This window comes from Chitinophaga hostae (assembly GCF_018224885.1).
Classification (GTDB): domain Bacteria; phylum Bacteroidota; class Bacteroidia; order Chitinophagales; family Chitinophagaceae; genus Chitinophaga; species Chitinophaga hostae.
The window spans coordinates 15,139-40,268 of sequence record NZ_JAGTXB010000005.1 but is presented as its reverse complement, the minus strand read 5'-3'; the positions used below and the strand labels follow the sequence as shown (position 1 = coordinate 40,268).

The window sequence follows — 25,130 nt, the reverse complement described above, 5'->3', positions numbered from 1 at the left end:
TCACTGAGGATAAATATTTCAGCTGGCGAAAACCCTCGCCCTCCTTGTAAGTGCTTATCTGTATCTGTAAGTTTTGGTCCTTATATTATTATACTGCAACAGCATAATAATCTTCGATGAGTATTGATCTGTTACCAGTCATTGTTCACTGTTCCTATTACTACATCATACTTCCTTTAGCGTGCTTTAAATATATTTGTTCACTCTCGTTCAAAATTGGCTGCATTAAAATGGTGGCTCCATGCCGTTCTGTCAAAACCCTATAGCTGGAAAATAAAACCTCGGCAAGACTGCCGGAGCTGGATCATTATCCGTTATAAGTTGATCATAAAACCATCTGGTTATCCAATGACCGACAACTAATTTATAAAAAAAATAAACGCCATCAGGCCAGGGCAAAATAAACATCGGTATTGGTCAATATCCCATAGAAAGACCAGCCTCAGGTCAGCATTTTCTCGATCTCTTCCAGGCTTTTTCCTTTCGTTTCCATTAGTTTGCTTTTAGCATAGAAAAAGGAAACCAGGCAGAAAAAGGAAAAGATAAAAAAGGTAACCGCTATGCCTAAACCATCCCTCATCACAGGAAACAGGAGGTTTACAAACCAGTCAGATACCCACATGGTCATAATGCAAACAGATACCGCCGTTCCCCGTACATGGGTCGGGAATATTTCTGTAGAAATAACAAATTTCAATGGCCCCAGCGAAAGCGCAAAAAACAACAGGAAAAGAATAATGGCGCCCAACATCAGCCACCCTGTAATGCCGGTTAAAAAGCAAAAGCCGGTCAGTAGTAATGCCAGTGCGGAAAATATAGAGCCATACAGGTATAACGGCCGGCGGCCCCAGCTATCTACTTTCATGATGGCAATAACGGTAAAAACAGTATTGGCCAATCCGAGTATTACCTGGTAAAACAAGGCGTCGCTGGTAACAATGCCGGCCGACTTCATAATAGTAGGGCCGTAAAAGATAATGCCGTTAATACCGCTGAGTTGCGAAAGGGCTGTGAGAATCATTGCCAGTGCCAGTAACTTGCTCAGCGGTAAACGCAGCAATTCGGAGAAACCTCCTTTTTGCTGTGAAGCCGCCTCCTGGATAGCTTTCAGTTCAGCCACCCCCTCTTGTTCGCCGGATGTTTTTATCAGCACCGCCAATGCCTCGCTGGTTCTGCCATACTGTACCAGCCAACGGGGACTTTCAGGAACAATCAGCAGTAACAATGCAAATGCTGTTGCGGGTATCACCGCCACCAGGAACATACCCCGCCATACATTCTCTATAAACAGCCAATGCAGCAAGCCATCGCCGCTGCCTGTAGCAGCGGCCGCATTTCTTTGTAAGAAAAGATTACTCAGATAAGCGCATAATACCCCAACGGTGATGGCAAGCTGATAAAAGGTGACCAATGCCCCACGCTTGTGCCCCGGGGCAATTTCTGAAATATACAATGGCGACACATTGGAGGCCACCCCTACTGCCATCCCTGCCATGATACGGAAGGAAATTAATATGGTGTAGTCTTTTGAAAAGGCAAATCCCACCGCGCTGATCAAAAAAAGAAAGGCGGCGATAAACAATACTTTTTTCCGGCCTATTTTATCACTGAGATAACCGGAAAAGGCCACCCCGGCAATACAACCCAACAAAGCACAGGAAACAAACAGGCCTTCCTGCGAAGAAGATAGCCCATACTGTAACTTGACCGGCTCTATAATACCACTCACCACGGCCATATCAAAGCCAAAAAGAAAACCTCCCAACGCTGCGATGAGCGTAATGAATACAATAAACCGGCTAGTTTTTGCCTCTGTCATAAATTTTGGTTGTCGGATGATGATTTATTTTTTTACTCCTGTTTTCAGCAATGGTCATCTTTCACATGCGCCACCACTACAAATGCTTTCCCATTGCCTTTGTTGGTGATCTGATAACTCCCTGCAGCAGCCGGCACCACAAATGTTTCTGCATAGTGAAAAGCAGATGCATGGCCATCACTGCTAACAGCTATCTTTTCTCCTTCCACCAGCATACACACATGGCATTGGTTATTGGTTGGAATACTGATGCTGCCGCTAAATTCGTACCGGTAAACACAGTAAAAATGCTCTTCGTGTGTAGGCAGCTTTATTTTACGGCCACCATCCCATTCTTCTTCCACTACCGGGTGAGATATTAATTTATCAGCTACATAGTCACCTTTCCTGTCGAAGTAAAGGTTGTTCATGGCATGTTCAATATTAATGGGGCGGGGTTGTCCATTCAGTCCCGGACGCTGCCAGTCGTATTTTTTGAACGTAAAAATATACGGGGTACTGCTGATCTCCAGTACCATGTTGTTTTTCCCGGAGGCATGTATAGTGCCATTGGGGATAAGGAACAAATCATGTTTATGCGCCTGGAACTTCTGCACATACTTTTCCACCTCCATTTCAACGCCGCTCTCCTGCGCCTCCAGTAATGCGGTTTTAAATGCTTCAGGATCTATCTGATCCTGGAAGCCGAGGTAAACCGTAGCATCCTCGTCACAATCGAGGATATAATAGGTTTCGTCCTGTGTAAAGTTTTCTCCAAAATGTTCTTTGGCGTAGGCCGGTCTGGGATGACACTGGATAGAGAGATTGCCGCCATCGAAGGTATCGAGGAAATCAAAACGGATAGGAAATTCTGTTCCGAATCTTTCAGCTGCCTTGCCCAACAACTTCTTATTATCTGCGTACAACAGGTAGTCAAAAGACACTTCCAGTAAATTATTTCCGCCTTCTAATACGATTCCGTTTTCAGGTGTGATCAGCTCGAAAGACCATGCATAATTCACTTCAGACTGGTTCAGTTGAGGAATATGTTGCTTCATCCAGTCGCCGCCCCATACGCCGGCTTCAAACCAGGGCCTTGCCCGGAAAGGCTGTTCCAGCATCTGGCCCAGGGTGCTTCTGAATACATCGCCTTTCATCCAGGTAATGGCATTGATGCGCTGTTCATCAATGATGTAATCGATATGAGGAAGAAGTTTTGCTTTATGTTTGCTCAATACCGGCCAGTCAACAAAGTAAAAACGTTTATACATCTGCGTGTTTTCCGCTGTTTCGTTGGCGCCGAGATTAGTGATGCTGTCTGCCCGCATGCGGTACTGGATTTCATTTTTGGGCACGTCGGCGTACAGCAGTTTACCTTTTATTCCGGCAAGCGCAGCTCCTGTTCCGTACACGATGGAGATGTCCGTGGCCGGGTCGGGGGCGATGAGTGTCAGTTTCTTTTCGTCAAAAAAATCAAGCAGGTCACCGGTATATCTTTTTCCAAACACCGGGTCATCGCCATTCAAACTGCCGGCGATCATGGCCTCGATTTCCGCTACCGGCTTCAGGCAGGTGTTGATATCATACCAGCATATTTTTTTGTTTTCCACTTGCAGGGCTGTCGCCAGCTGTTCCCTGAATTGCTCCCACAATACACCGCCATAACCATCAATGATGACTATTTTTTCATTGCGTATCTCTGCTGCCAGTGTATCAAATCCCTGATATACTTTTTCACCGGAAGGAAAGGAAGGATAGATATTATAAACGCCTGTATCTTTTGCAGATGCAGTTAAGGGTAACAGTTCCTGTGAAGTTTTTCTCATTATCTTATTGCTGTTTGAATGTTTATCGTTGCCGGCGATAATCGCTGCGCCGGTAATAATGCAGTTCTCTGTGTCGTCGCACAGTACAATATTTATTTTATCTGCCAGGTGCCCGATGGCTTCTTTTAGCGAAGGACCAAACAGGGAAAAGGCTTTGGTAATATTTCCGCCTATCACCAGCTCATCGCATTGAAATTTCTGCAGCCAGGGCAGCAGGAAGCGTCCCATATTTTCGCCATACTGGCGCATTACGGCATAGGCGCTATCTGTGCCGCTCTCTGCTATTTCCTTTACGGAAGCAATAGTGACGCCACTGATTTGTGTATAGGTATTTAACAGCCAGCGGGTGGAAAAATAATCATCCGCTTTGGCGTCGCAACAATCCTGGTCGTAAAATGCGCCGGAAGCCGGGATATCAGCATGTGTTTCCAGCAATACCCCCTCCTTCATGAAGGCAGAGCCAAAGCCGGTACCCAGTGTAATAAAAACAGTCCGTTTGCTGGTTAGCCTGTGCAGATCATATGCGCCCGCAGCAAAACAATGGGCATCATTAGAAAATTTGAAGCGGGTATTATACAAACCGGTACGGTCCTTTATTGCCTGCTCCATATGCAGTCCGAATGTTTTTTCAAACTTCCCTCCTACGTTAACCACCGCACAGATACCTTTTTCATAATCGAACGGCCCTGGAAAAGCGATGCCCACGGCCTCCACTTCATCTTCCCCCGTGCTGAGTTCTTTAATACAATTGCTGATAGCTGTTACGATATTGTTGGCGCTGTCATGGGAGTCCAGCACTGTCCTGATTTTCCGGACAGGGTCTTCGCCGGTATGCCCGATAACGGCAGCCGATATATGACTGCCTCCTACATCCATTCCTATTTTTCTATTTCCGGTTCTCATTTGTTTCTGAACGTTTTAGTTCTATACAATAGTTAAACCAATCACTCCTGTAATAACAGACATTAAATTCCAAAGGTTGCCTTTCTTTATCCAGTACCAAACGTTTGCGTTCCAGCACCGGCGTGCCGGTTTTAACTTTCAGCCGCTTTGAAATTTCTGTTGCCGCGTTTACCATCCCAATTTCTTCCTGCGAATACATGGGTACAACACCAAATTCCCGGTCGAGCATTTCATAGAGTGGCAGCTGGTGATAGTTTTCTGCTCCCGTAAGCCCGATATGAGGATGAAAGAACGATTTAAAATATACCATCGGGCTGCTGGTGGTACTGCGTACCCTTTCCAGGCAAACCACCCTGGTTTCGGGTTCAATCTGAAACCTGTCTGCTATTTCTTTGTAACATTTAATCACACTGACGGTATTTAGAAGGTCCCTGAACGGACAACTTTTATCTTCCATTTCATGCGTAAAACTGAACCACCTGTTGAGGTCCGTTGTAATTTTTCCTTTCGTTGCTATATCTCCGTCTCCAACGATGGTGCCGCTTTTCCTCTTTTGTATCAGTAAGCCTTCTTCCACTAAACTGCTCATTGCCTGTCGCAGGGTGTTGCGTGATATTCCCCATCGTTTGGCAAGATCTGTTTCTGCCGGGAATAGTTCCCCTTCCTTTAACTGGTTTTCCCGTATCAGTTTTCTGATGAGCTGCTCCGCCTGTATGTAAAGCGGAACTTTGCTGTGGTGATCCAGCAATGGGAATATGTTCATATGTACAAACATATTGCTAAATTAATAATTTCCAAAATAATTTCTACGAAAAAGCTGTTTCTTGTTACGATTCGCTGTTTCCTGTTATGAAAAAAAAGATGGTGGTAGGAAGGAGTTGCCCCGGGGTGGTGTAAAAATAAAAGGCACAGGTAACCCGGCAGCGCCGTGTAACAATTAGGAGGGTGATAAACTGTGAAGTACGGCTATGGTGGGTGGTAAAGGTATATAACGGTATAGGCGCAGATAACCCGTTTAGGTATGGCTATGGCGCGTAGCAAAGCTATATTACAGTGGGTAGAGATGAACCGTTAAGTATGACCATGACGCCTGGCAAAGCTATATAACAGTATGGGTACTGATAATCCGCTTAGGTATCGTTATGGCGCTATAACAGCAACCCCTAAGCATAGCTAAAGCCCCGGGGCATATAACATGAAAAGAAAATCCTAAAATCATCAATATCAGTTTAATCCTGCTCAAGACAAAAACCCCGGCATAGCTACACCGGGTTACCAGGTACGCAGCGTAAATTCCCCCAGGCATAACAGCGAACCGCTATTGCTCTCTCCTGCTTTCAATAGTGTAGATAAAGCTATCGGCTCGGTAGTAGCCCAGGTTGTATTCAATAGGGCGCTCGGCCTGGTCAAAAACAAACCTTTTTCTGAACAGGATGGGCCCTCCTAGTTCAAGATGTAATTTGCCGGCTAAAAATTTGTCGGCCGCTCTTGCACTGATTTCTTCTTTAGAGAGATTGGCCACCACCAGGTAATCCTTTTCCAGGATCTCATACAGGGGCCTTCTAAAGTCCTCTTCTCCTGTAAGCCCTATCCTCGGGTGAAAATAAGATACGAAGTAAACAAACGGCCCTTCCGGACGGCCTCTCAGGCGCTCTAACTTTAAGACCTTCCTGTTTCCCTGCAGCTCAAAAAAATTGGCGACGCTTTCTTCCGGTTTTACCCAGCTCAGGTTCAGCTCAAAGTTCTTGATGGGTATGCCCCTCATGGTCATTTCCTGCGAAAAGCTCAGCCAGTTCAATGCCCGCGAGCTTACCATGTTATTCACCTTGGTACCTACCCCCTTCTTTCTGACAAGGAGACCTTCATATACCAGCTTATTAACCGCCTGTCTTAATGTTCCCCTGGAGATATTAAGCGTTTGAGCAAGTTCAACTTCATTGGGCAAATGCTTGCCGTTCTGATACTGCTGCTGCTTGATGATCTTCCTGAGCAGTTCCTCTGTTTGTATATGCAGGGGAATAGGGCTCTTGTGGTCAATTCTAAAAGTCATATAAGTGTATAAGTCACAATATTACCCTTTTTGAGCCATTTTGCTGAGAAAGTAAACCACTCATCCAAAAAAATTCAGAAAAATGTTGACATTATGTATATATGTATATACATTTGAAGAATGACACGGTTTAGCTCCGTGGTGAACATGAAATGATGTAAAGCCCTATTAAACGGCGAACAACCAATAAACACGTTATGACCGGCACAGGGAAGAAGATGCAACCTGATGCATCAGGAAGGCAAAGGACAGCAGGTAACAATTGATCAATATCCATCTCAACATAACTAAATATATCATCGGCAATTAAAATTACTATGGTGAAAAGCACAAAAATCTTATTGCTGCTGCTGACGATGTCGGTATCAACAGCCATCGCCCAACAGCAGAAAAAAACACGGATCAACCCCAAAGTCACAGATATATGGGTCGTTTTTAAAACGCACTTTGATCTGGGTTTTACCGACTTGCCGGAAAACGTATTCAAACGGTACCGGGAAGAAATGATGGACAACGCATTAGCCGTTATTGAAAAAAGCGCTACCCTCCCGCCCGAAAAACGCTTTGCCTGGACTGTTTCCGGCTGGCCGCTGCAGGCACAGATACTGGGGCCTCAACAAACGCCGGAACGAAGGGTAAGAATTGAAAAGGCCATAAAAACGGGCGCACTGGTGGTACACGGACTCCCCTTCACCACGCATACAGAATCCCTGGATTACGAAGACCTGGTCCGGGGCCTCGGTTACACCTCGGCTATTACCCGCAAATACGGACTTCCGATGACCATCAGCGCAAAGATGACCGATGTTCCCAGCCACTCCTGGGTAATGCCTACCTTATTACATCATGCAGGCATAAAATTCCTGCAGCTGGGCTGTAACCCTGCCAGTCAATATCCGCGGTTCCCGGAGCTTTTCTGGTGGGAAGGACCGGACGGTTCAAAAATATTATGCAATTACACCCCACTCTATGGTTCTGATATCAGGCCTACGGAAAACTGGCCATGCAAAAATTACCTGGCCATGCAAATGACAGGCGATAACCATGGTCCTCCTTCTTCACAGGAAATTGATAAACTCCTGGCCTTCGCAGCGAAAGAGATGCCTGGTGTTAAAATACATTTCGGTACGCTGGACGAATTCACCAAAGCGGTGCTTGCCGAACATCCGGATTTGCCCACCGTAAAAGGCGATTGTCCTGATACCTGGATCCATGGCTTACAATCCAATCCGGAGGAAACTAAAACAGCCAGGAACGTTCGCCCCCTCGAATCAGCGCTCGATGCCCTGAACACCCAGCTGAATGGCTGGGGAATACCCACCGCATCTGTTGCGGAGAAACTGGCCAAAGCTTATGAACAAAGTCTCCTCTATGGTGAACATACCTGGGGCATGAACGCCGAATACGGCCCCCGTTACAGCTATGGCGACGACTGGAAGAAATGGATGCAGGAAGCCGCCGCGGAACCCATTCCCGAAAACGGGAATTATGCTAACCTGAAAAACAGCGACGCACACCACACCTCCACCGGCAGCAAAAGAAAATGGCTTCATTCCTACGATGAAAAACGTCAGTATATCCGTAATACCAACGATATTGTAAGCAAAGAACTACCTCAACGCCTGGATCTGCTCGCCGCCTCCATCAATAAAAAAGGTAAACGCGTGCTGGTATACAATCCCCTCCCATGGAAAAGATCCGGTATGATTGAGGATCCCTGGAAGAAGAACAATTACTACTACATACAGGATATTCCCGCATCCGGCTATGTTTCGTATTCCGTAGAGGAACTGAAGGAGCAAAACATTACCCACAGTGAACAACCATCATTCAGCACGCCTTATTTCGACGTAACTTTCGACCTGACCAAAGGCGGCATTTCATCACTGGTGGAGAAATCAACCGGCCGCCAACTGGTAGACAAATCCTCTGCCTATGTAATGGGCCAGTTTTTACACGAACGTTTCAGCACACAGGAAGTCGACAAATGGTTCAATGCCTACAGCCGCATAAAAGATGGCTGGGGATTAAACGATCTTGGCAAACCCGGGATGCTGGATGCGGAGAAAGCGCCCTACCTGGCATTTACACCTAACGCCTGGAAAATCGATGTGGCACGCACCAACGTTTCAGATATTGTTACGCTGACAGCTGTGGAAACAGCCGGCCATGCGGAGAATTATACCCTAACGTTTACGTTCCCACGAAATGCCGCTTATGTAGATGTAGCGTGGACCGTTACCGGTAAAACACCGGATAAACAACCTGAAGGAGGATGGCTCTGCTTTCCGTTCAACGTACAGCAACCCACCTTTACCATTGGCCGCCCGGGAGGCGCCATCAATCCCGCAACAGATATTATACCGGGTTGCAACAGGTACCTGATGGCCGTTAATTCCGGTGTAGCGATTACACAGCCCGACAAATCCGGGATGGCACTGGCATCTGCCGATGCGCCGCTGATCAGCCCCGGTGAACCCGGCTTATGGAAATGGGATATGGATTACGTTCCTACAACGCCTGCCGTATTTGTCAATCTTTATAACAACATGTGGAACACAAATTTCCGCCTGTGGCAGGACGGCTCCTGGAGTGAAAGCGTTCGCATCTGGCCGGTTGACAAAGGCACGTCAACAGTAGCCAACCTCGTACAACATTCATGGGAAACCCGCCTGCCATTATTAACCGGTACCGCAGAAGGCGCAGCCGGAAAATTACCGGCCAGGCAAAGCGGCGTTGCTGTTTCCGGAACCGGCGTGCTAATTACTGCATTCGGAGAAAATCCTGACGGCAACGGCACCATTTTACGATTATGGGAACAGGCCGGTATTTCCGGCATCCGTAAAGTGACATTCAACGATCAGAAAAAGATCAAATCAGTGGTGCCAATTGATTTGCGCGGGAATAAAACCGGGGCGGCCATTGCTGTAAAAAACGGATCATTTGACTTTCAACTGGGCAAATATTCACCGGCATCTTTTCAACTTGTTTACCAGGATTAATAAGATCACACTTTGACAAAACTGTATAATATGCGTAGTGCACCATTACTGGCAATCAGTATCTTTTTACCGATAATATTTTACAGCAACGCCCTGTTCGCCGGACCAGGCAGTATAGCTGGTAAAGCTACCGTCACGGCTTCATCAGCGCTGAATGAAACGTGCAGGGCAGGGAATGTGGTGGATGGAATCATCAGAACAGATGGTATAGGAGAATGGGTATCCAAAAGCAGCGTTACCTTCTGGGGACAAATTGACTATCCCTGGATACAGCTGGACTGGGAAAAGCCACAAACCATCAACAAAATTGTTCTTTATGACCGGGTTACAAAAGCTGCGCATAATGCAGGGGGCATGCTCATCTTCAGCAATGGTACCCGGATACCTGTTTTTGAAATACCAAACGGCGGAGCGCCTAAAGTAATTTCCTTTCCAGATCAAACCGTTAGCTGGGTACGTTTCGAAACAACCGACGGCGACGGCCCTCATATTGGTTTATCGGAAGTAGAAGTATTTCCGGCTATTTCCCAGGTGACCGACCCTGTTGCTATTGCAGACCCTTATATAGAAACGGCCCGGGGCCGCAACTTTTTCTTTGTCACCGGCAGCCAGCCATTTGGTATGATTAGCGCAGCTCCGCTTACCCGTAACAAAAATCAATACGGTGGCGGGTACAACTATAACTCCACCGAAGTGCTGGGATTTCCGCAGGTACATTGCTGGATGCTGTCCGGTATTACACTGATGCCTACCACCGGCGCTATTGCTCCCAATAAAGGAGAGCAGGGATGGAAATCAACATTTTCGCATGATGGTGAAATTGTACAACCCGGCTATCAACGGCTTTACCTCGACGATTACAAACTATGGGTGGAACAAACTGCCGGCGACAGGGTCAGCTTCTATCGCTTTACTTACACAGAAGATGCGCTATCCAATATCCTGGTCAATCTTGGCGGTTATGTTTCTTCCGTTACGATGACGGATGCACGCGTGGAAAAGGTAAGCAACACCCGCATTGAAGGCAGCGTTAACACCACCGGCAGATTATGGGGTGGCCCGGAAAATGTCAGGATCTATTTTGCGATCGATTTTGAAAAACCATTCGAAACGCTGAATGGATGGGATGGGCACCAGGAGCTGACCAATGTTAAAACAGTTGCCGGCAGTCCTGATAAAAAAGCTAAAAACGGCGGCAGCATGAGCTACTACGACGCGGCTACCACCGGCGTAGCTGCACAATATCATGTAAAAGCAGGAGAAACTGTTCAGCTGAAAGTAGCGGTGTCCTATACCAGTGTTGACAACGCCAGGCGTAACCTGGAATCGGAATGTAAACACTGGAATTTTGATCAGCTCCGGGAAGCGTCGCAAAAAGAATGGAATGAGATGATGGGCCGTATTACCGTAAAAGGAGGCAGCAATAACCAACGGGTAAAATTCTATACAGATCTCTGGCATGTGTTATTGGGACGGCATAAGCTGGATGATGTATCAGGCGACTATCCCGACAACACGGAAGGAGAAAGACGTGGTAACTTCACCATCAATACAAAATTCAAAATCCGCACCCTACCGAAAGATAAAGATGGTAAAGTAAAATTTCACATGTACAACTCCGATGCTTTCTGGCTCACCCAATGGAATTTAAATATACTGTGGGGCTTGGCCTGGCCGGAAGTACTCGACGACTTTGCGGCCTGTCTTGTTCAATATGCCGACAACGGCGGGTTACTCCCCAGGGGGCCTAACGCCGGCGGATATACGTATATCATGACGGGTTGTCCGGCCACCAACCTGATCACCTGCGCCTTTGAGAAAGGCATACTCAAAAAAACCGATGTATGGAAAGCTTACAATGCCATGAAACAAAATCATGCTCCTGGCGGGATGATGGGTGGAAAGAAAGAAATGGAATACTATATCAAAAACGGTTATTATCCATCCAACGCGGGCATCACGCTGGAAATTACTTTCCAGGACTGGGCGCTGGCGCAGATGGCAAAAAAACTGGGCCAGAAGAATGACTTCAATTATTTCAGCAAACGCTCACAAGGCTGGACCAAACTTTTTGACCAGGATCAAAAACTGATATTCCCTAAAACCGGATCGGGCACCTGGTTGCATAGAAATCCGCTGGATGGAAATGGTTGGGTGGAGGCCAATGCCTGGCAGGCTACCTGGTCGGTTTCTCACGGCATTGGCCAGCTGGCTCAGATGATGGGCGGTAACGATACGCTCTGCAAAAAACTGAATTTCGCTTTTGAACAGGCAAAGGACCAGGATTTTGTTTTTGGTTATGGATCGGGGTATGTTAGCTATGCTAATCAGCCAGGTTGTTCGAATGCCCATGTATTTAACTATGCCGGGCGCCCGGATCTAACCCAATATTGGGTACGGAGAGTAAACGAGCAGGCATACGGCGCCGTTACACCGGATAAAGGTTACGGCGGACATGATGAAGATCAGGGCCAGATGGGAGGTGTAAGCGCTTTGACCTCCATCGGTTTGTTCAGCCTGAATGGCACCTGTAGCATTGACCCGGTGTATGATATTACCAGTCCGGTATTTGATGAGGTAACCATCAAGCTCAACAACAACTATTACCCCGGAAAAACATTCGTGATTAAAACACACAATAATTCCAGGGAAAATTGTTACATACAAAAAGCCACGCTGAATGGCAGCGATCATCAACAGTTTTCTTTTTCACATGCCGACTTCAGCCAAGGAGGCATACTGGAATTATGGCTGGGCGCCAAACCTAACTTCACGTGGGGCACTAAATAATATTCATACCTACAACTGCACACGAATTTTATAACCCTCCCCTAAAACGCAAGAAGAGGGTGTCTCAAACATAACTGAGACACCCTCTTCTTCTGATATTCATTTAATACTCCCTTTATATACATAGAAAAAAAATTTTCTCACTTTGAAGAAGTTTCAATAGTTTAGTTATGGCATTTTGAAAACACCCGCTGTATAAACAAAAGATCAACATAACCCGGCAAAGACGCCAGATAGGAAGAGTTTTAGTATTACGTACTGTGAGAACTATCCAAAACCCTCAAATAATCCTTACTTCATGCATTATCTTTTTAATACCAGGTATTATTAGTGGTGGCTGTGTTTCTCCCCCCTTATTGCTGATAAGCGGGAGATAAACGTTTATGAAAATTGCTTTAAGTACAACCATGGATTGGTTAGTACAAAGGAATAATTATACTTAATAATTGATACATCCTCATATAACCATGTAGCTTCCTCATTATAACACCCACTTAATAATCTTACTTCTTATGAAAAAACTATCCTTAGTCATCATTATGCTAATAGCGGGAACAATTATTTTTATCCGTTGGAAAAATTCCCCTGTTACGCAAGATCCGCCATTTAACATCACATTCAGTCCGTTTGCCCCCAAAGATCTGGATAGCAATGCTACTCCCGAACAACTGGCCGCCTTTGCGTGGAATGAATTCCTGGCGCTGAACTGGCAGTCGTCTTACCGGTTAAATGGCAAACGTGACTATCCGAATCTGAGTTGGTCATATGATCAGCAGCAGCCCGGTCTTACCGTTTGGGAAACATATGCCCACCGGACAGAGTTGAGACCATATGATGATAAGATGCAGCACTTTGATGATCCCCCTCACTACAGTATTGGCGATGTTCCCATTCCCAACCTGTTAAAGACCGACTCTTTCAAGCTCTTTAACAACCTGGATGAAAATAACGAAATTGGTTCCTGTGATGTATTTGCACACAATAAAACACTACGGGTACTTTATCAGGCGAAAGTGAACAAGGAAGAATACCAGTACATCTATGATCATTTCAATACCAAAGACAGCCTACTGGCGGCTTCCACTGCTACCAGTAAGCTGATCAGTAATCCCGATAATTATTATAAAGCAGGAGGCCCTTGTAATATTACACAGAAAGGTATCATTTGTTTGCCCTGCGGAGGAAATATCGATAGCAGCGGTCAGGAAGTAACAGGTGCGATAGAGGTGAAAACAGCCTGGCGGGAATTAACCGAACAGGAAACCCAGGAGGTGGTGAAAACAAGAAGGTATCTTACCCGCGCAGTGATCGTATACGTGAAAAAAGGCGGGGTTACCTATTTTACCAACAAAGTATATGCGCTGATCGGGATGCACATTATTCATAAAACAAAAAATTACCCCGCTTTTATTTTTGCCACATTTGAACATGTGGATGTGCAAAAAAGCAATATGACTTACGTAGAACGTGATCCCGTAACCGGAAATGAAATACCAGGCAGCTCCCGTACAAATTATCCGCGCCTGAAAAATCCGATTCCGGCTGTTGCACAGGCATCATCCAGGTATGTGTCGGAAATTTTGCGCAGAAAAAACGGCTACAATCCACTGCAATATTACCAGTTGGTGGGAGTGCAGGCGAATCCGGAAAGGGATACCGCAGAGATCAGCAGATTTCTGGCCAACTATGTGATTGAATCCGATAGTACACTGGGTCTTTTTAAGGGTAGTGGTCTCCATCATCCCCATGATAATGGGGTAAATACTTTATATAACCATCGACTGCTCACTGTCACCGGCTGCCAGGGCTGTCATGGAACCGCGCAGCGGCTATTGGGAACCGATTTTTCTTTTTTACTGGATACGATACAGAAGCCGGTGAAGGTGCCGGACGGCAGCGGAACTACAGATAAGTTAAGCAGGTATGTAAATGCATTTAGTGCGATTGAGGCGCGTAATAATGCGGATCAGAAAAAGTGATGGCGCAGGTAGTACTTTCCGATTTTGCCTGAAAAGGAAGAGGGCGCCTCAATATTACTTTTGAGGTGCCCTCTTTTTTGCGATCGTCCGTTCTTCCGATCCCGTTACTGTTTCAATATTTTTTCGATGATCAATTCTCCTACCTTCTTACCCTGTGCGGCTCCCGCTTCAACACCCGTACGATAATGAATTCCGCCGTATACACGGCTGATAGAAGCTTCCGCGGCGGCGGCGCCAAATGAATTAAAATGCCGCTGCATACCGATATACCGGAGATCACTGGTATCCTGGAATGCGAAGTTGTGGCCGTAAATATATTCCAGTACGGTAGCCGCCGATGCTGTGATCACGCTATGCCCGCTGGTATACTCGGGGAAAGGCGGCGTTTGTAAAAAGGGCACAAAGTTATTATCAATGTGCTCATCGATATAGGTTACCGGGCGCACCACACTGCTCCTGTATTTTTCATCCCAACAGGCTATAAATCCGTCGTACAGTGCGATGGCGGTCATCACATATCCTTTTGCCACCTGTACCGGGTTGGCCTTTGTTTGCCGGGCGGCAATTGCTGCTATGCCCATCCAATGCCCACCCGGCGTTATCTTCTTGGTGCCGAACATCAGGTGACCGGAATGTTCAATAACAAAAGGATTATCATCCCAATACCGGGCAATGGTTTCCTGTTCCTTTGTTAAATTTTTATGGATGGTATAAACCTCGTTGGCATTCTTATAAAAAAAGCTGTTCGTATCCAGGCTGAACTGTGGCGGCCTTGGCGGCATAAACTGCGCAGCAGAATCCAGTACCAATGTTTTCATGGTATTCCAGCACCACTCTACCCCGTCCAGATAATCCGGCGGTGTAGGCCGCCACTTTCCGGGTTCTTTACTACCGAGGTATTTAGGTTTCCCCCTTGATATAAGATAGCCGTCATTCTTGGCTCTTGCCAGTATTACTTTGGCAATGGTATCGCCAAATGCAATGGAGCGATCGTAGGTAGCTTTGTCCAGCTTATCGCTGAACATGCGGTATACCGCATTTTCATGTTTCTTCAGTGAGTCTACCGAAAAAACTTTGATGTTGCGGGTTACTGTAAAAAAAGCCTGGGATGCCGCCAGGGTATAGTCGTAGGCTTTCCCTTGTTCCGGCTCAGGCATTTTTGCAAAGCCGCGCAACTTCGCAGCAATGGAGGGTGCGCCCGGATCACTGAACCGAACAGCCTCATAGGAGGCCAACGAGGTATATACATAAAGCCTCGCGGCCACCGGCGGTGTAAATACATCATAAATTATTACCTCTGTGAGGAGGTCCTGGTTTTGATGTAATATTTCTGCATCAGGTACGTTACTGATTGTTTTCTTGGTGCTGCAGGCAATAAAAAAAATGATACCACCGGCGAGCATACAACACTTCATAAGTTTTCCTTTCATCCTTTTTTATTTTAGTGAGATGGAAACTGCTACGGGAATTTTTTCTTTGTCCATCAGAAAGAGAGTTTCCTGGTTTTTCCGTTGCTATCTGCAATTACTACCGATGCCACATTATTGCCAACACGCAGGAACCTGGCCGACCGGGAAAGGAAGGACACACCATCATAGCATTCCTGTTTTTGCTTTCTGCCATCTTTGAATACAATATCCGCCCGGATGTCGCCCGGCTGCAGGGGAATATGCCTGCCATCTTTCTTCAGGGCGAATATCTTTAAAGGACCGCGGTTTTGTCCTGCGGCCAACAGGTAACGATCGTTCTTACTCCGCAGCTTCACCAGGGCCTTTCCGTTGCCAGGAATAAAAATACCACTTTGCAGAATGGATTGCGGGATAAAATTCCCTTTGCCGTCGCCCTTCAACATCAACCCATTCAGGGCATCATAGCGGCCTACAGATACATCTGTGCCATAGTCGTTGGTATTGATAACCACATCAAGATTACCATCTCCGTCAAAGTCATCTGTCACCATTCCATTCAGGGCCGATAGCTGGGCTTTCAGCGGCAAAGGTATCAACGTGAATTTTCCATTGCCATCATTCCTGCAAAAAGAGGAGTTGAAATTATTGGCGTGTAACGTCAGGGCACCTTTCAGTTGTTCCGGCGTGAACAGCTGATCCATGGCAGCCGCGGCATACGATTTATAGTTCTGGAATTTTGAACGCATCCCGATAATTTGTTTTATCATGTCATCACGGCCGGGAACGGGAAATTCTTTCCGGCTGGTATCCTGCTGGCTTACCGGCAAACATATGGCAGGAATGGCATCGTAACTGCCGTTGTTGTCGAAATCTTTTGCATAAATACCGGCAGGGTATTGTTGCGATGCCTTGAAAAATGAATTATGGCCCAGGTTTCCTGCTATAAAATCAATGTCTCCATCATTGTCAAAATCGCCTGCCGCTAAACTATTCCACCAACCTACCTGGTCAGATATGCCTGTTTTTTCCGTTACACTTTTAAAATGTCCCTTTTCATTTTTTAAGAAAGTAAGCGGCATCCATTCTCCGGCCAGCACCAGGTCGGGCCATCCATCGTTGTCGAAATCAGTAATAAGCGCGTCACATACCAGGCCTATATCCTTTAATCCGCCGGCTACCTCGCCGGTAACATCGGTGAATTTAATCTGTCCGTTCTTTGAGTCGTTGCGGTAAATATATCCCGATACGGGGCTGGGATAATGCCAGGGGTCTACCCTGCCGGCCACAAACAGATCGAGGTCACCGTCTTTGTCGTAGTCTATTGCACGCACACAGGATTTACTGGCGTAATTCTGAGGCAGGGCCAGCGAATCTTTCTTGAAGTCGCCTTTGCCATCATTTACAAAAAACTGGTCCTGGTAGGCGGTTGAATTTGACTTACTTTCATAACCTCCATGCGCTATATAAAGATCCAGGTCGCCATCTCCATCCGCATCAAACAAGGTAATACCCATGTCCTGGAAATCTGTGTTCATGCCTTCCACCGGCTGCACAAGCGATTTTTGTTTGAATAAACCATTGGGCTGCTGGAATAAGGCCGTAGCGCCCAGGTAGGAGTTTCCACCAATAATAATATCATCCAGCCCATCGCCGTTCAGATCTCCCGCTGCCAGCGAAGGCCCGTATTCCGACAACTTATGCGGCAGTAGTTTCTGAATGTTAAAATCAATATAGTCTGTTTGGGAGTGTTTATAGCTAATGCCCAGCGAATCCGTTATTTCTCTGAAGAGATTATTTTGCGCCAGTGCAGGTGCCAGCCAGTCGTAATGACTGCGGGCATCTGCTTTATTAATTTTTATGGTCTGATTAGACTTTACATTCGTGACTACCTGTTTACTTCCATCCGGCCATTTCACTACCAGTGAATCAATGGTTGCAATATCTCCAAGTCCGAAATGCGGGTTTAACTGGATACTCGATAAGTAGCCACGGTAGGGAGTTTGCTCATACGCCTGTTGCTGGTTTCCGTAATACAATCCTATCCATGCGCCCAGGCCGTTTATATTCTGCTTGTCGCCGCTGAGTTGTACAGATAAATAATGTTTGTTTGGGGATTTTGCATCCATCATGGTGTTTTCATAAACGGCGGCTTCGTCGTTTATGTTATTGATCACCATGTCCAGGTCCCCGTCGTTGTCGAGATCGGCATACACGGCGCCATTCGAAAATGCGGTTTTGTTTAAGCCCCAGTTGGCCGATACATCCGTAAACCTGCCATTACCATTATTATGAAACGCATACTTATGCAGTTTCACTTCCGGGATTTGCGCAAGGGTATTGGATTGCGGGGTAACAGGCGCCGCTTCCTGGCGGTAAGCGATAAAATCGCGGTCTGTTACATCTTTGGGGAAGCCATTGGTCACCACCAGGTCACGCCATCCGTCGTTGTCGAAGTCGGCCACCAGCGGGCACCAGCTCCAGTCTGTTTCTGCTACGCCGGAGAAGTAACCGGTTTCGCTAAACACCGGATCACCGATAGAGTCGTTCGCATTGATCCGCGGACCTTCATTTACCTGGATGGAATTCCTGACATACTGATATTGGTATTTAAAAAAGTCGTTCAACTGAAATGTCTGATAGCTGTTTGCGCCCAGCATCATCTTCTTGCGGTAATTATCTTCCGGGTTCATGTCCAGTTCAACAATATCCGACAACCCGTCGTTGTTGATATCTATCACATCCTGTCCCATTCCGTTGGCGGAGGTATGTTTGAAATAGGCGGCAGCCTTGTCTGTAAAGGTACCATCGTGGTTATTGATATATAACAGGTCGTTGGCTATAAAATCGTTGGTGACAAAAATGTCTTTCCAGCCGTCTTTATTAATATCTGCAATGGTAGCACCATGTCCATATCCTTCAATCGTAACGCCGGCTTGTTTTGTTACGTCCGTAAATACAGGATGGCGCAAGCTGCTGTCCATGTCATTGCGATAAAGGCGGCCGGTGCTCGGGAAGGTGCCGTCGGTGATTTTAGGTTTAAAAACAGAAGGATTAACGCCGGGCAGAATTTCATTGACTACAATATAAACATCCAGGTCGCCATCGTTGTCATAGTCGAAAAAGGTGGCCATGGTGGAATGGGTGCTGTCATCCAGTCCATAGGCGGCGGCTTCCTCTTTAAACACCGGGATGCCGTTTTTATTCAGTCCCTGGTTGATATACAGCAGGTTCTTTCTTTTTTGCGGATCTTTATCCATGGAGGCGCATACATACATATCCATCCATCCGTCGTTATTGATATCTACTACCGCTACGCCCCTGCACCATTTGTTGTTTCCGCTTACGCCGGCTGCCGCGGTAATGTCATTAAACCGCAGGCCCCCTTTGTTCAGGTACAATTTACAGGCTACCATATTGCCGGTGAAATAGAGGTCCTGCAAGCCGTCGTTGTTGAAATCCCCTACTCCTACGCCGCCCCCGTTATAGATGTTGGTTACATCAATCGGATTGAGTGAATCGCTTTCCACTATTTTATTGTTGAAGGTGATCCCGGAATATTGTGAAGATACGGCATGAAATAGCGGATGCTTTTGGTTGCAGGATACTCCCATTAACCAACCAAGCAATAAAACGCTGATGAACCGGCGTGATGGCATACATGAATCGTTTATGAATATTAAATAAGGATGGGCTATTGCTTTCACGATGTTCCTCTTTCGCATCCCGGGCTTCGCCGGTGATAAAAACTATCCGGCGTTGCTGAGAGCATATGGGTCACGTGAAATCCTTTCGCCTGTAGTCCTGTCTGTTTATCTGTTTCTCCTGTGAGGGAAGAAACACCTGATTTCGGTTGTCTATATATTATCCACTGTTTTCCTGAACAAAATTCCAGCGGCGTTTACTTTCTTAAAAAAAAGTTGGTGGTAATTATTTTTTTACTACTTTTAGTATGTATATACATACGTACATACAGACATCTATACAAATGTAGATAAAAATACGGAATAAAAAAGAGGCTTGCCAGGTCATCCATATTTGAAAATCCAACCTGTAGAAAAAAGTGAACTGAAGCAATTACCTACAACACCAGATATAAGAAGTCACCAAAATCTATACTCCGTGGAAACGGGGCGATAATGAAAAAAAAATTAAACCACGGTTATGAAATTGACACTACTACCACGTGTTTGGTATAAAGCCAAATACACCCTTTGCTGGATTACGCTGCAAAGTTTTTTGTGTACACCCGTATGGGCGAACGACAAACATTCCCCTCCCGGTATGGTGCCGGATACGCCTGTCAGAAGAAAGGCCATTGGCATCACTGAGCGGGTTATCAAAGGGCAGATAACGGGAGAAAAAGGAGAACCGCTGGCAGGTGTCAGCGTGTCTGAAAAAGGAACCAGCAATGTTGCTACATCTGATAAAGATGGCAGGTATACGTTGAAGGTAAAAGACGCCAACAGTATCATTGTATTTTATGCCATCGGCTACCTGGCCAAGGAAATGAAAACCGGCGCATTGTCTGCTATTGATGTGAAACTGGAGCTGTTATCAAAAAATCTTAACGACGTGGTAGTGGTAGGATACGGCACACAGAAAAAGAAAGAGCTGACCAATGCGGTGGTACAGGTATCGGGTGCAGATATTAAGAAGTCTACCGCGGTTTCCATGTCTAACTCCCTGTCGGGCAAACTGGCCGGGGTATTCATTAACCAGCGGAGCGCTGCTCCTGGTTTTGATGATGCGGAAATACTGGTACGAGGGCCCAAAACTTATCGCAACAGTTCTGCATTGATCGTAATTGATGGTGTGGCCAACGCCGATCCGGATGGATTAAACCGCCTGGACCCTAACGACATTGAATCTATATCCGTGCTGAAAGACGCTTCTGCCGCGGTTTACGGGGCACAGTCGGCAGGTGGTGTTATACTTGTTACCACCAAACGCGGTAAAAGCGGTAAGCCCACTTTCGATTTTTCCACCACCCATTCTTATCAGTCGCCCACAATGAGGGTAAAATCGGCCGACGTTTTTGAATACATGAATGTACTCAACGACAGAAGAGCGCTGGAAGGCACGCCTCCTGATTTCCCGGACGAAACCATTAATGCCTTTAAAAATGGAACAAGAAGGCCGGAAGACTGGTACAAAGCGTTGGTAGCGCCGCCGGCAAAACAATCAAGACAGTCGCTGACTATGAGAGGCGGAACAGACCGGGTGAAATATTTCCTGTCGGCCGGAACAGCCGGACAGGGCGGCATTCTGCGGGGTGACGACAAAACAAAACTGAGACAGTATAACGTAAGAAGTAATGTGGATGTTTCGGTAACAGACGATCTTGAAGTAGGATTAGATCTTGCCTACCGGCAAAAAAATACCCAGACCCCACAGGGAGGTTCAGGAGAAATAGCCTATTTCGCCAATACCAGCCCCTTACAGGAAGCCTATATCGGAGGCGACTATCGCTATCCCGGTGAAGGCTGGTCGCAGTTAAACCCTGCGGCAAGGCTGCTTAGCCCGGGATACCGGAAGTACCAGTCAGACGTGACCAACGGGACCATCCGGTTCAAATACAACATGCCGTTTCTGAAAGGCCTGGCATTAGATGGTTTTGCTTCTGTTGTTAAAACACTGAACTATGATAAAACTTTTAACTACACCTGGTTCTACTATGAAAGAGGTACCAATCCGGGCGAAATAGTAAAGAAACCATCCAGGTCCGTGGAAGATATCGGGCTCAGAGAAGATTTCAGACAAAGCCAGTCCGTTACCGGGAATATAAAGCTCTCCTATAGCACCATCATCAACGACCATAAAATAAATGCCTTCGTTGCCTATGAGCAAATGGCGTACAAAGACAACTTCTTCTGGACCAGTCGTCTTGGTTACGCATCCCCGCTGATCGACCAGATCTCCGCAGGAAGTACCGACCGTCAGAACTGGAACAACGACGGTGGCGCTACCGAATCGGCACGCCGGAATTATTTTGGCCGCGTAAACTATGAATACAAAGGCAAATACATGCTTGGATTCAGTGCACGGTATGACGGTTCTACGATTTTTCCGAAAGAAAGAAGGTTTGGTTTCTTCCCGCAGGCCTCTGCCGGATGGGTACTCAGCCAGGAGTCCTTTATACCTAAAAACATATTCAGCAACCTGAAAATAAGAGCCTCCTGGGGCCAGCTGGGTAACGACCGCGTAGATCCTTTCCAATACATGGGCGCCTATGGCTATGCACCAGGTTGGGTAGTGAACGGATCAGATGTACAGGGCATATCCCCTACCCGGACGCCTAACCCAAATATTACCTGGGAAGTGAGTGAGACATCAGATCTTGGTTTGGAAACAGGTTTCCTGAATAACCGGTTAACATTCGAATTCGATGTTTATAACACAGAAACATCCCATATTCTTGGTAAAAGACAGGCCTCTATTCCCGGATATACCGGTTTGTCGCTGCCCGATGAAAACATCGGTAAAATGAATAGTAAAGGATTTGATATTCAGGCAGGCTACCGTCAAAACTTTGGCCGGCTGGGTTTCAGGGTGAATGGTAATATTTCCTACAGCAAAAATAAGATCATCTTTTTTGACGAAACACCACAGGCGCAACCTTATCAGAAACTGGAAGGCAACCCGTTGGGTGCTATATTGGTGTACAAGGCGATCGGTATTTACAGGGCAGAAAGCGATATCAGTAAATATCCCAGCTATGCCGGCGCACGTACCGGTGGGCTGATATTTGCCGATCTGAATAATGATGGCAAAATTGATGTGAACGATAAGTACAGGTATGATGTTACTGCTTTCCCAAAAACACAGTTTGGTTTGACCATCGGATTCGACTATGGCAACTTTGACCTGACAGTGTTATTACAGGGACAAACAGGCGCCAAATGGAAATTAAGCACCGGCTTCAATTCCGGCGCAGGAGGAAATGGGCTCGAGTATGTGGCGCTGAATTCCTATTCCTTAAAAAATACCAATGCAGTGTTGCCTATGATTGCCCCGACCGGCGTAGCAGCGGAAGATGCCGATTTTTATTATCACAAAGCTACCTGGGCACGCTTAAAATCTGCCGAACTGGGATATAATCTTCCTAAAAACCTGTTGTCAAAAGCTAAAATAGCGGGTCTACGGGTATATGTATCCGGCGAAAACATATTCATGCTTTTCAACAACCTGAAGAAATACGGAGCAGGTGATCCTGAATTTGTATTGAGTAATGGCGGCGGTTATCCAAACATGCGGACATTAAGTTTCGGAGCTAATCTTACTTTCTAAAAATCAATTATGAAATCGTTGAAATTATTACATAAACAGGCTGCGAAAATTTCTATCTTTCTGCTTGCCGGCGTAGCAGCAAATACTATTTCGTGCAACAGGGATCTGCTGGATAAAAAGCCTTTGGACAAACTCACCGATGATGCGGTTTTTTCTGATGCCACTTTTCTCCAGAACTATGTATATGGCGTATACAATGGCATGAAACCCATCTGGTACCCCGGCACCGGCGGATTTGAAACATTAACGGATGTTGCCGTTTCCCAGCCTGAAACGCATGACAAGGCGGCTGGTATCCGCCAGTATATCGAAGGAACTATTTCTCCCGATAACATCACAGATCTGACCGGCATCTGGAATGAAGAATACGGATACATCAGGAAAGCAAATGTATTCTTTGAGAAAACAAGTGCTTCTTCCATTGATGCAGCAAAACTGGACCCGATGAAAGGGGAAATGCATTTCTTACGTGCATGGATGTACTTTGAGCTTACAAAAACATTTGGCGGCGTACCCATCGTCACTAAAAGTTACAAACTGGATGATGCTAATTTTGATGTGCCCAGGAATACCTACGACGAGTGCGCAAAATTTATCCTGGATGAATGTGAGCAGGCCATCACCCTGTTAAAGGATGTAGCCCCTGCCGGCGGAAAAATCACCAAAGCTGCCGCCATGGCTTTGAAAGCAAGAGTGCTCTTGTATATGGCCAGTCCGCTCAATAATCCATCTAACGACAAAACCAAATGGCAGGCTGCCGAAGCTGCTACCAAGGCGGTTCTCGATTTAAGTTTCACCCTGCATCCTACGCATGATGACCTGTTTACCAGGCCGCTGAAAATGGATGAAATTATCCTGGGCAAATCTTTTACACCCGGCACCAGGGTACCAGACTGGGGTTTTAACTACGACTACTGGCCCAGCGGATTTGATGCCCGTCAGCGCATTATGCCTACGCAAACATTTGTGAATATGTTCCAGATGACAAACGGGCAATATCCTTATTTACCTGATGGCGTAACCGTGAACCCGGCCTCCGGATACGATCCGCAGCAACCCAATAAAAACAGGGATCCAAGGTACTACAGCGATATTATTTATCCGGGCGCTGGCCCTTTTACCATCAATGATGGCGCAAAGAGTACATTAAGAACTTATGAATACTGGGAAGATGCCAATCCTAATCCGGACAACGCGGCGCCTTATACCAACCCGCATAAAGTAGATCCTAAAAACGGACAAAACCTGTATGACTTTGGCCGCGACTCCAAAACCTATTGGGTAAAGGGTTTAACCCCTTTCCACTGGAGAGTGCAAACAGGTTATACCTTCAGAAGGCTCTGTGATTTCACTGGTCCCCGCGCAAGCTTTGACTACGATTATACCCAGGCCATTGTTTTCCTGCGGTTAGCAGAGTTTTATCTCAACTATGCAGAAATTCAGATGGCGCTTGGAAACGAGGCGGTAGCAAGGGATTATATCAACAAAGTAAGGAAAAGACCTTCTGTTAACATGCCGGATATTACCAGTACAGGCGCTGCGCTCGTAAAAGAATACCGCAACGAACGGGCTATTGAATTACACCTGGAAGATCACCGCTTTTTTGACCTGATGCGCTGGAAAGCAGCTCCCGGAAATATTGATATTCCTATCCGCGGGTTAACCAGCGTGAAAATGGATTGGACCGGCACTCAGCCAAGTGATTTGTTAGGCAAGCTGTCGTATGCCTACGGCGTAATTGAAGCAGCGGAAGTAAGAAAACCATGGAAAGGCGATTACTATTACCTGTTGCCTATTCCAAGGGAAGAAATAAAGAAGAGTCATGATGCTATAAAACAGAATCCCGGATTTGAGTGATCACCCGGAAAACATTATTCATTCCAATCTTCCTTATACCAGGGCTGGCCAAAAAGGCCGGCCCTCTTTTTTGTGGTGAATCCTCCTGTCACTGCAAAAAAAAGGGCCTCATTTAGTTGCCATATTTCAGCTGACAGGTTTTCACCATGTCAACCTGTTTATCAGTCGACTCAGTTAATTGTCCTGGTTTAATCTCATTTCTCCTTATTTCATTGCCAATTTCCAGGTG

At 46.3% G+C, this 25,130-nt stretch carries 11 protein-coding genes; 5 read left to right on the top strand and 6 right to left on the bottom strand.

Annotation, left to right across the window (positions count from 1 at the left end; translation table 11 throughout):
• Positions 1 to 442 precede the first annotated feature (442 nt).
• The 4 genes from KE626_RS12020 to KE626_RS12005 all read right to left on the bottom strand — a co-directional run bounded on the left by KE626_RS12020 (position 443) and on the right by KE626_RS12005 (position 6,577).
• Positions 443 to 1,819, bottom strand: a complete 1,377-nt coding sequence (locus KE626_RS12020) for a sugar porter family MFS transporter (RefSeq protein ID WP_211973149.1) — start codon at positions 1,817 to 1,819, stop codon at positions 443 to 445.
• Positions 1,820 to 1,863: 44 nt separating this feature from the next.
• On the bottom strand, positions 1,864 to 4,527 hold the full coding sequence (locus KE626_RS12015; RefSeq protein ID WP_211973148.1) for an ROK family protein: 2,664 nt from the start codon (positions 4,525 to 4,527) through the stop codon (positions 1,864 to 1,866).
• A complete protein-coding gene (locus KE626_RS12010; RefSeq protein ID WP_211973147.1) occupies positions 4,511 to 5,290 on the bottom strand; it encodes a GntR family transcriptional regulator in 780 nt (259 codons plus the stop codon). The genes KE626_RS12015 and KE626_RS12010 overlap by 17 nt, the downstream gene beginning before the upstream one ends.
• Positions 5,291 to 5,845: 555 nt before the next feature.
• Positions 5,846 to 6,577, bottom strand: coding sequence for a GntR family transcriptional regulator (locus tag KE626_RS12005; protein WP_211973146.1), 732 nt, complete (start codon positions 6,575 to 6,577; stop codon positions 5,846 to 5,848).
• Between the two features lie 320 nt (positions 6,578 to 6,897).
• Here KE626_RS12005 and KE626_RS12000 point away from each other — a divergent pair, with 320 nt between their 5' ends.
• The 3 genes from KE626_RS12000 (at position 6,898) to KE626_RS11990 (ending at position 14,348) form a co-directional block, all read left to right on the top strand.
• Positions 6,898 to 9,579 (top strand): glycoside hydrolase family 38 N-terminal domain-containing protein, encoded by a 2,682-nt coding sequence (locus tag KE626_RS12000; protein ID WP_211973145.1) that lies wholly within the window; start codon positions 6,898 to 6,900, stop codon positions 9,577 to 9,579.
• Between the two features lie 30 nt (positions 9,580 to 9,609).
• On the top strand, positions 9,610 to 12,369 hold the full coding sequence (locus KE626_RS11995; RefSeq protein ID WP_211973144.1) for a GH92 family glycosyl hydrolase: 2,760 nt from the start codon (positions 9,610 to 9,612) through the stop codon (positions 12,367 to 12,369).
• 512 nt (positions 12,370 to 12,881) lie between these two features.
• Complete coding sequence (locus tag KE626_RS11990) at positions 12,882 to 14,348, top strand: hypothetical protein (protein WP_211973143.1); 1,467 nt, start codon at positions 12,882 to 12,884, stop codon at positions 14,346 to 14,348.
• A 104-nt stretch (positions 14,349 to 14,452) separates the two neighbouring features.
• On the opposite strand, the gene KE626_RS11985 is transcribed toward KE626_RS11990, so the two are convergent.
• Entirely contained in the window at positions 14,453 to 15,778 is a 1,326-nt protein-coding gene (locus tag KE626_RS11985) for a vanadium-dependent haloperoxidase (protein ID WP_249207429.1), read from the bottom strand.
• Between the two features lie 53 nt (positions 15,779 to 15,831).
• Positions 15,832 to 19,413, bottom strand: coding sequence for a CRTAC1 family protein (locus KE626_RS11980; RefSeq protein WP_211973142.1), 3,582 nt, complete (start codon positions 19,411 to 19,413; stop codon positions 15,832 to 15,834).
• Between the two features lie 505 nt (positions 19,414 to 19,918).
• Here KE626_RS11980 and KE626_RS11975 point away from each other — a divergent pair.
• Both KE626_RS11975 and KE626_RS11970 read left to right on the top strand, forming a co-directional pair.
• Positions 19,919 to 23,044 carry a SusC/RagA family TonB-linked outer membrane protein gene (locus tag KE626_RS11975; protein ID WP_211973141.1) on the top strand — a complete coding sequence of 1,042 codons (3,126 nt, stop codon included), beginning with the start codon at positions 19,919 to 19,921 and terminating at the stop codon, positions 23,042 to 23,044.
• Positions 23,045 to 23,053: 9 nt separating this feature from the next.
• Entirely contained in the window at positions 23,054 to 24,901 is a 1,848-nt protein-coding gene (locus KE626_RS11970) for a RagB/SusD family nutrient uptake outer membrane protein (RefSeq protein ID WP_211973140.1), read from the top strand.
• The last annotated feature ends 229 nt before the right edge of the window (positions 24,902 to 25,130 follow it).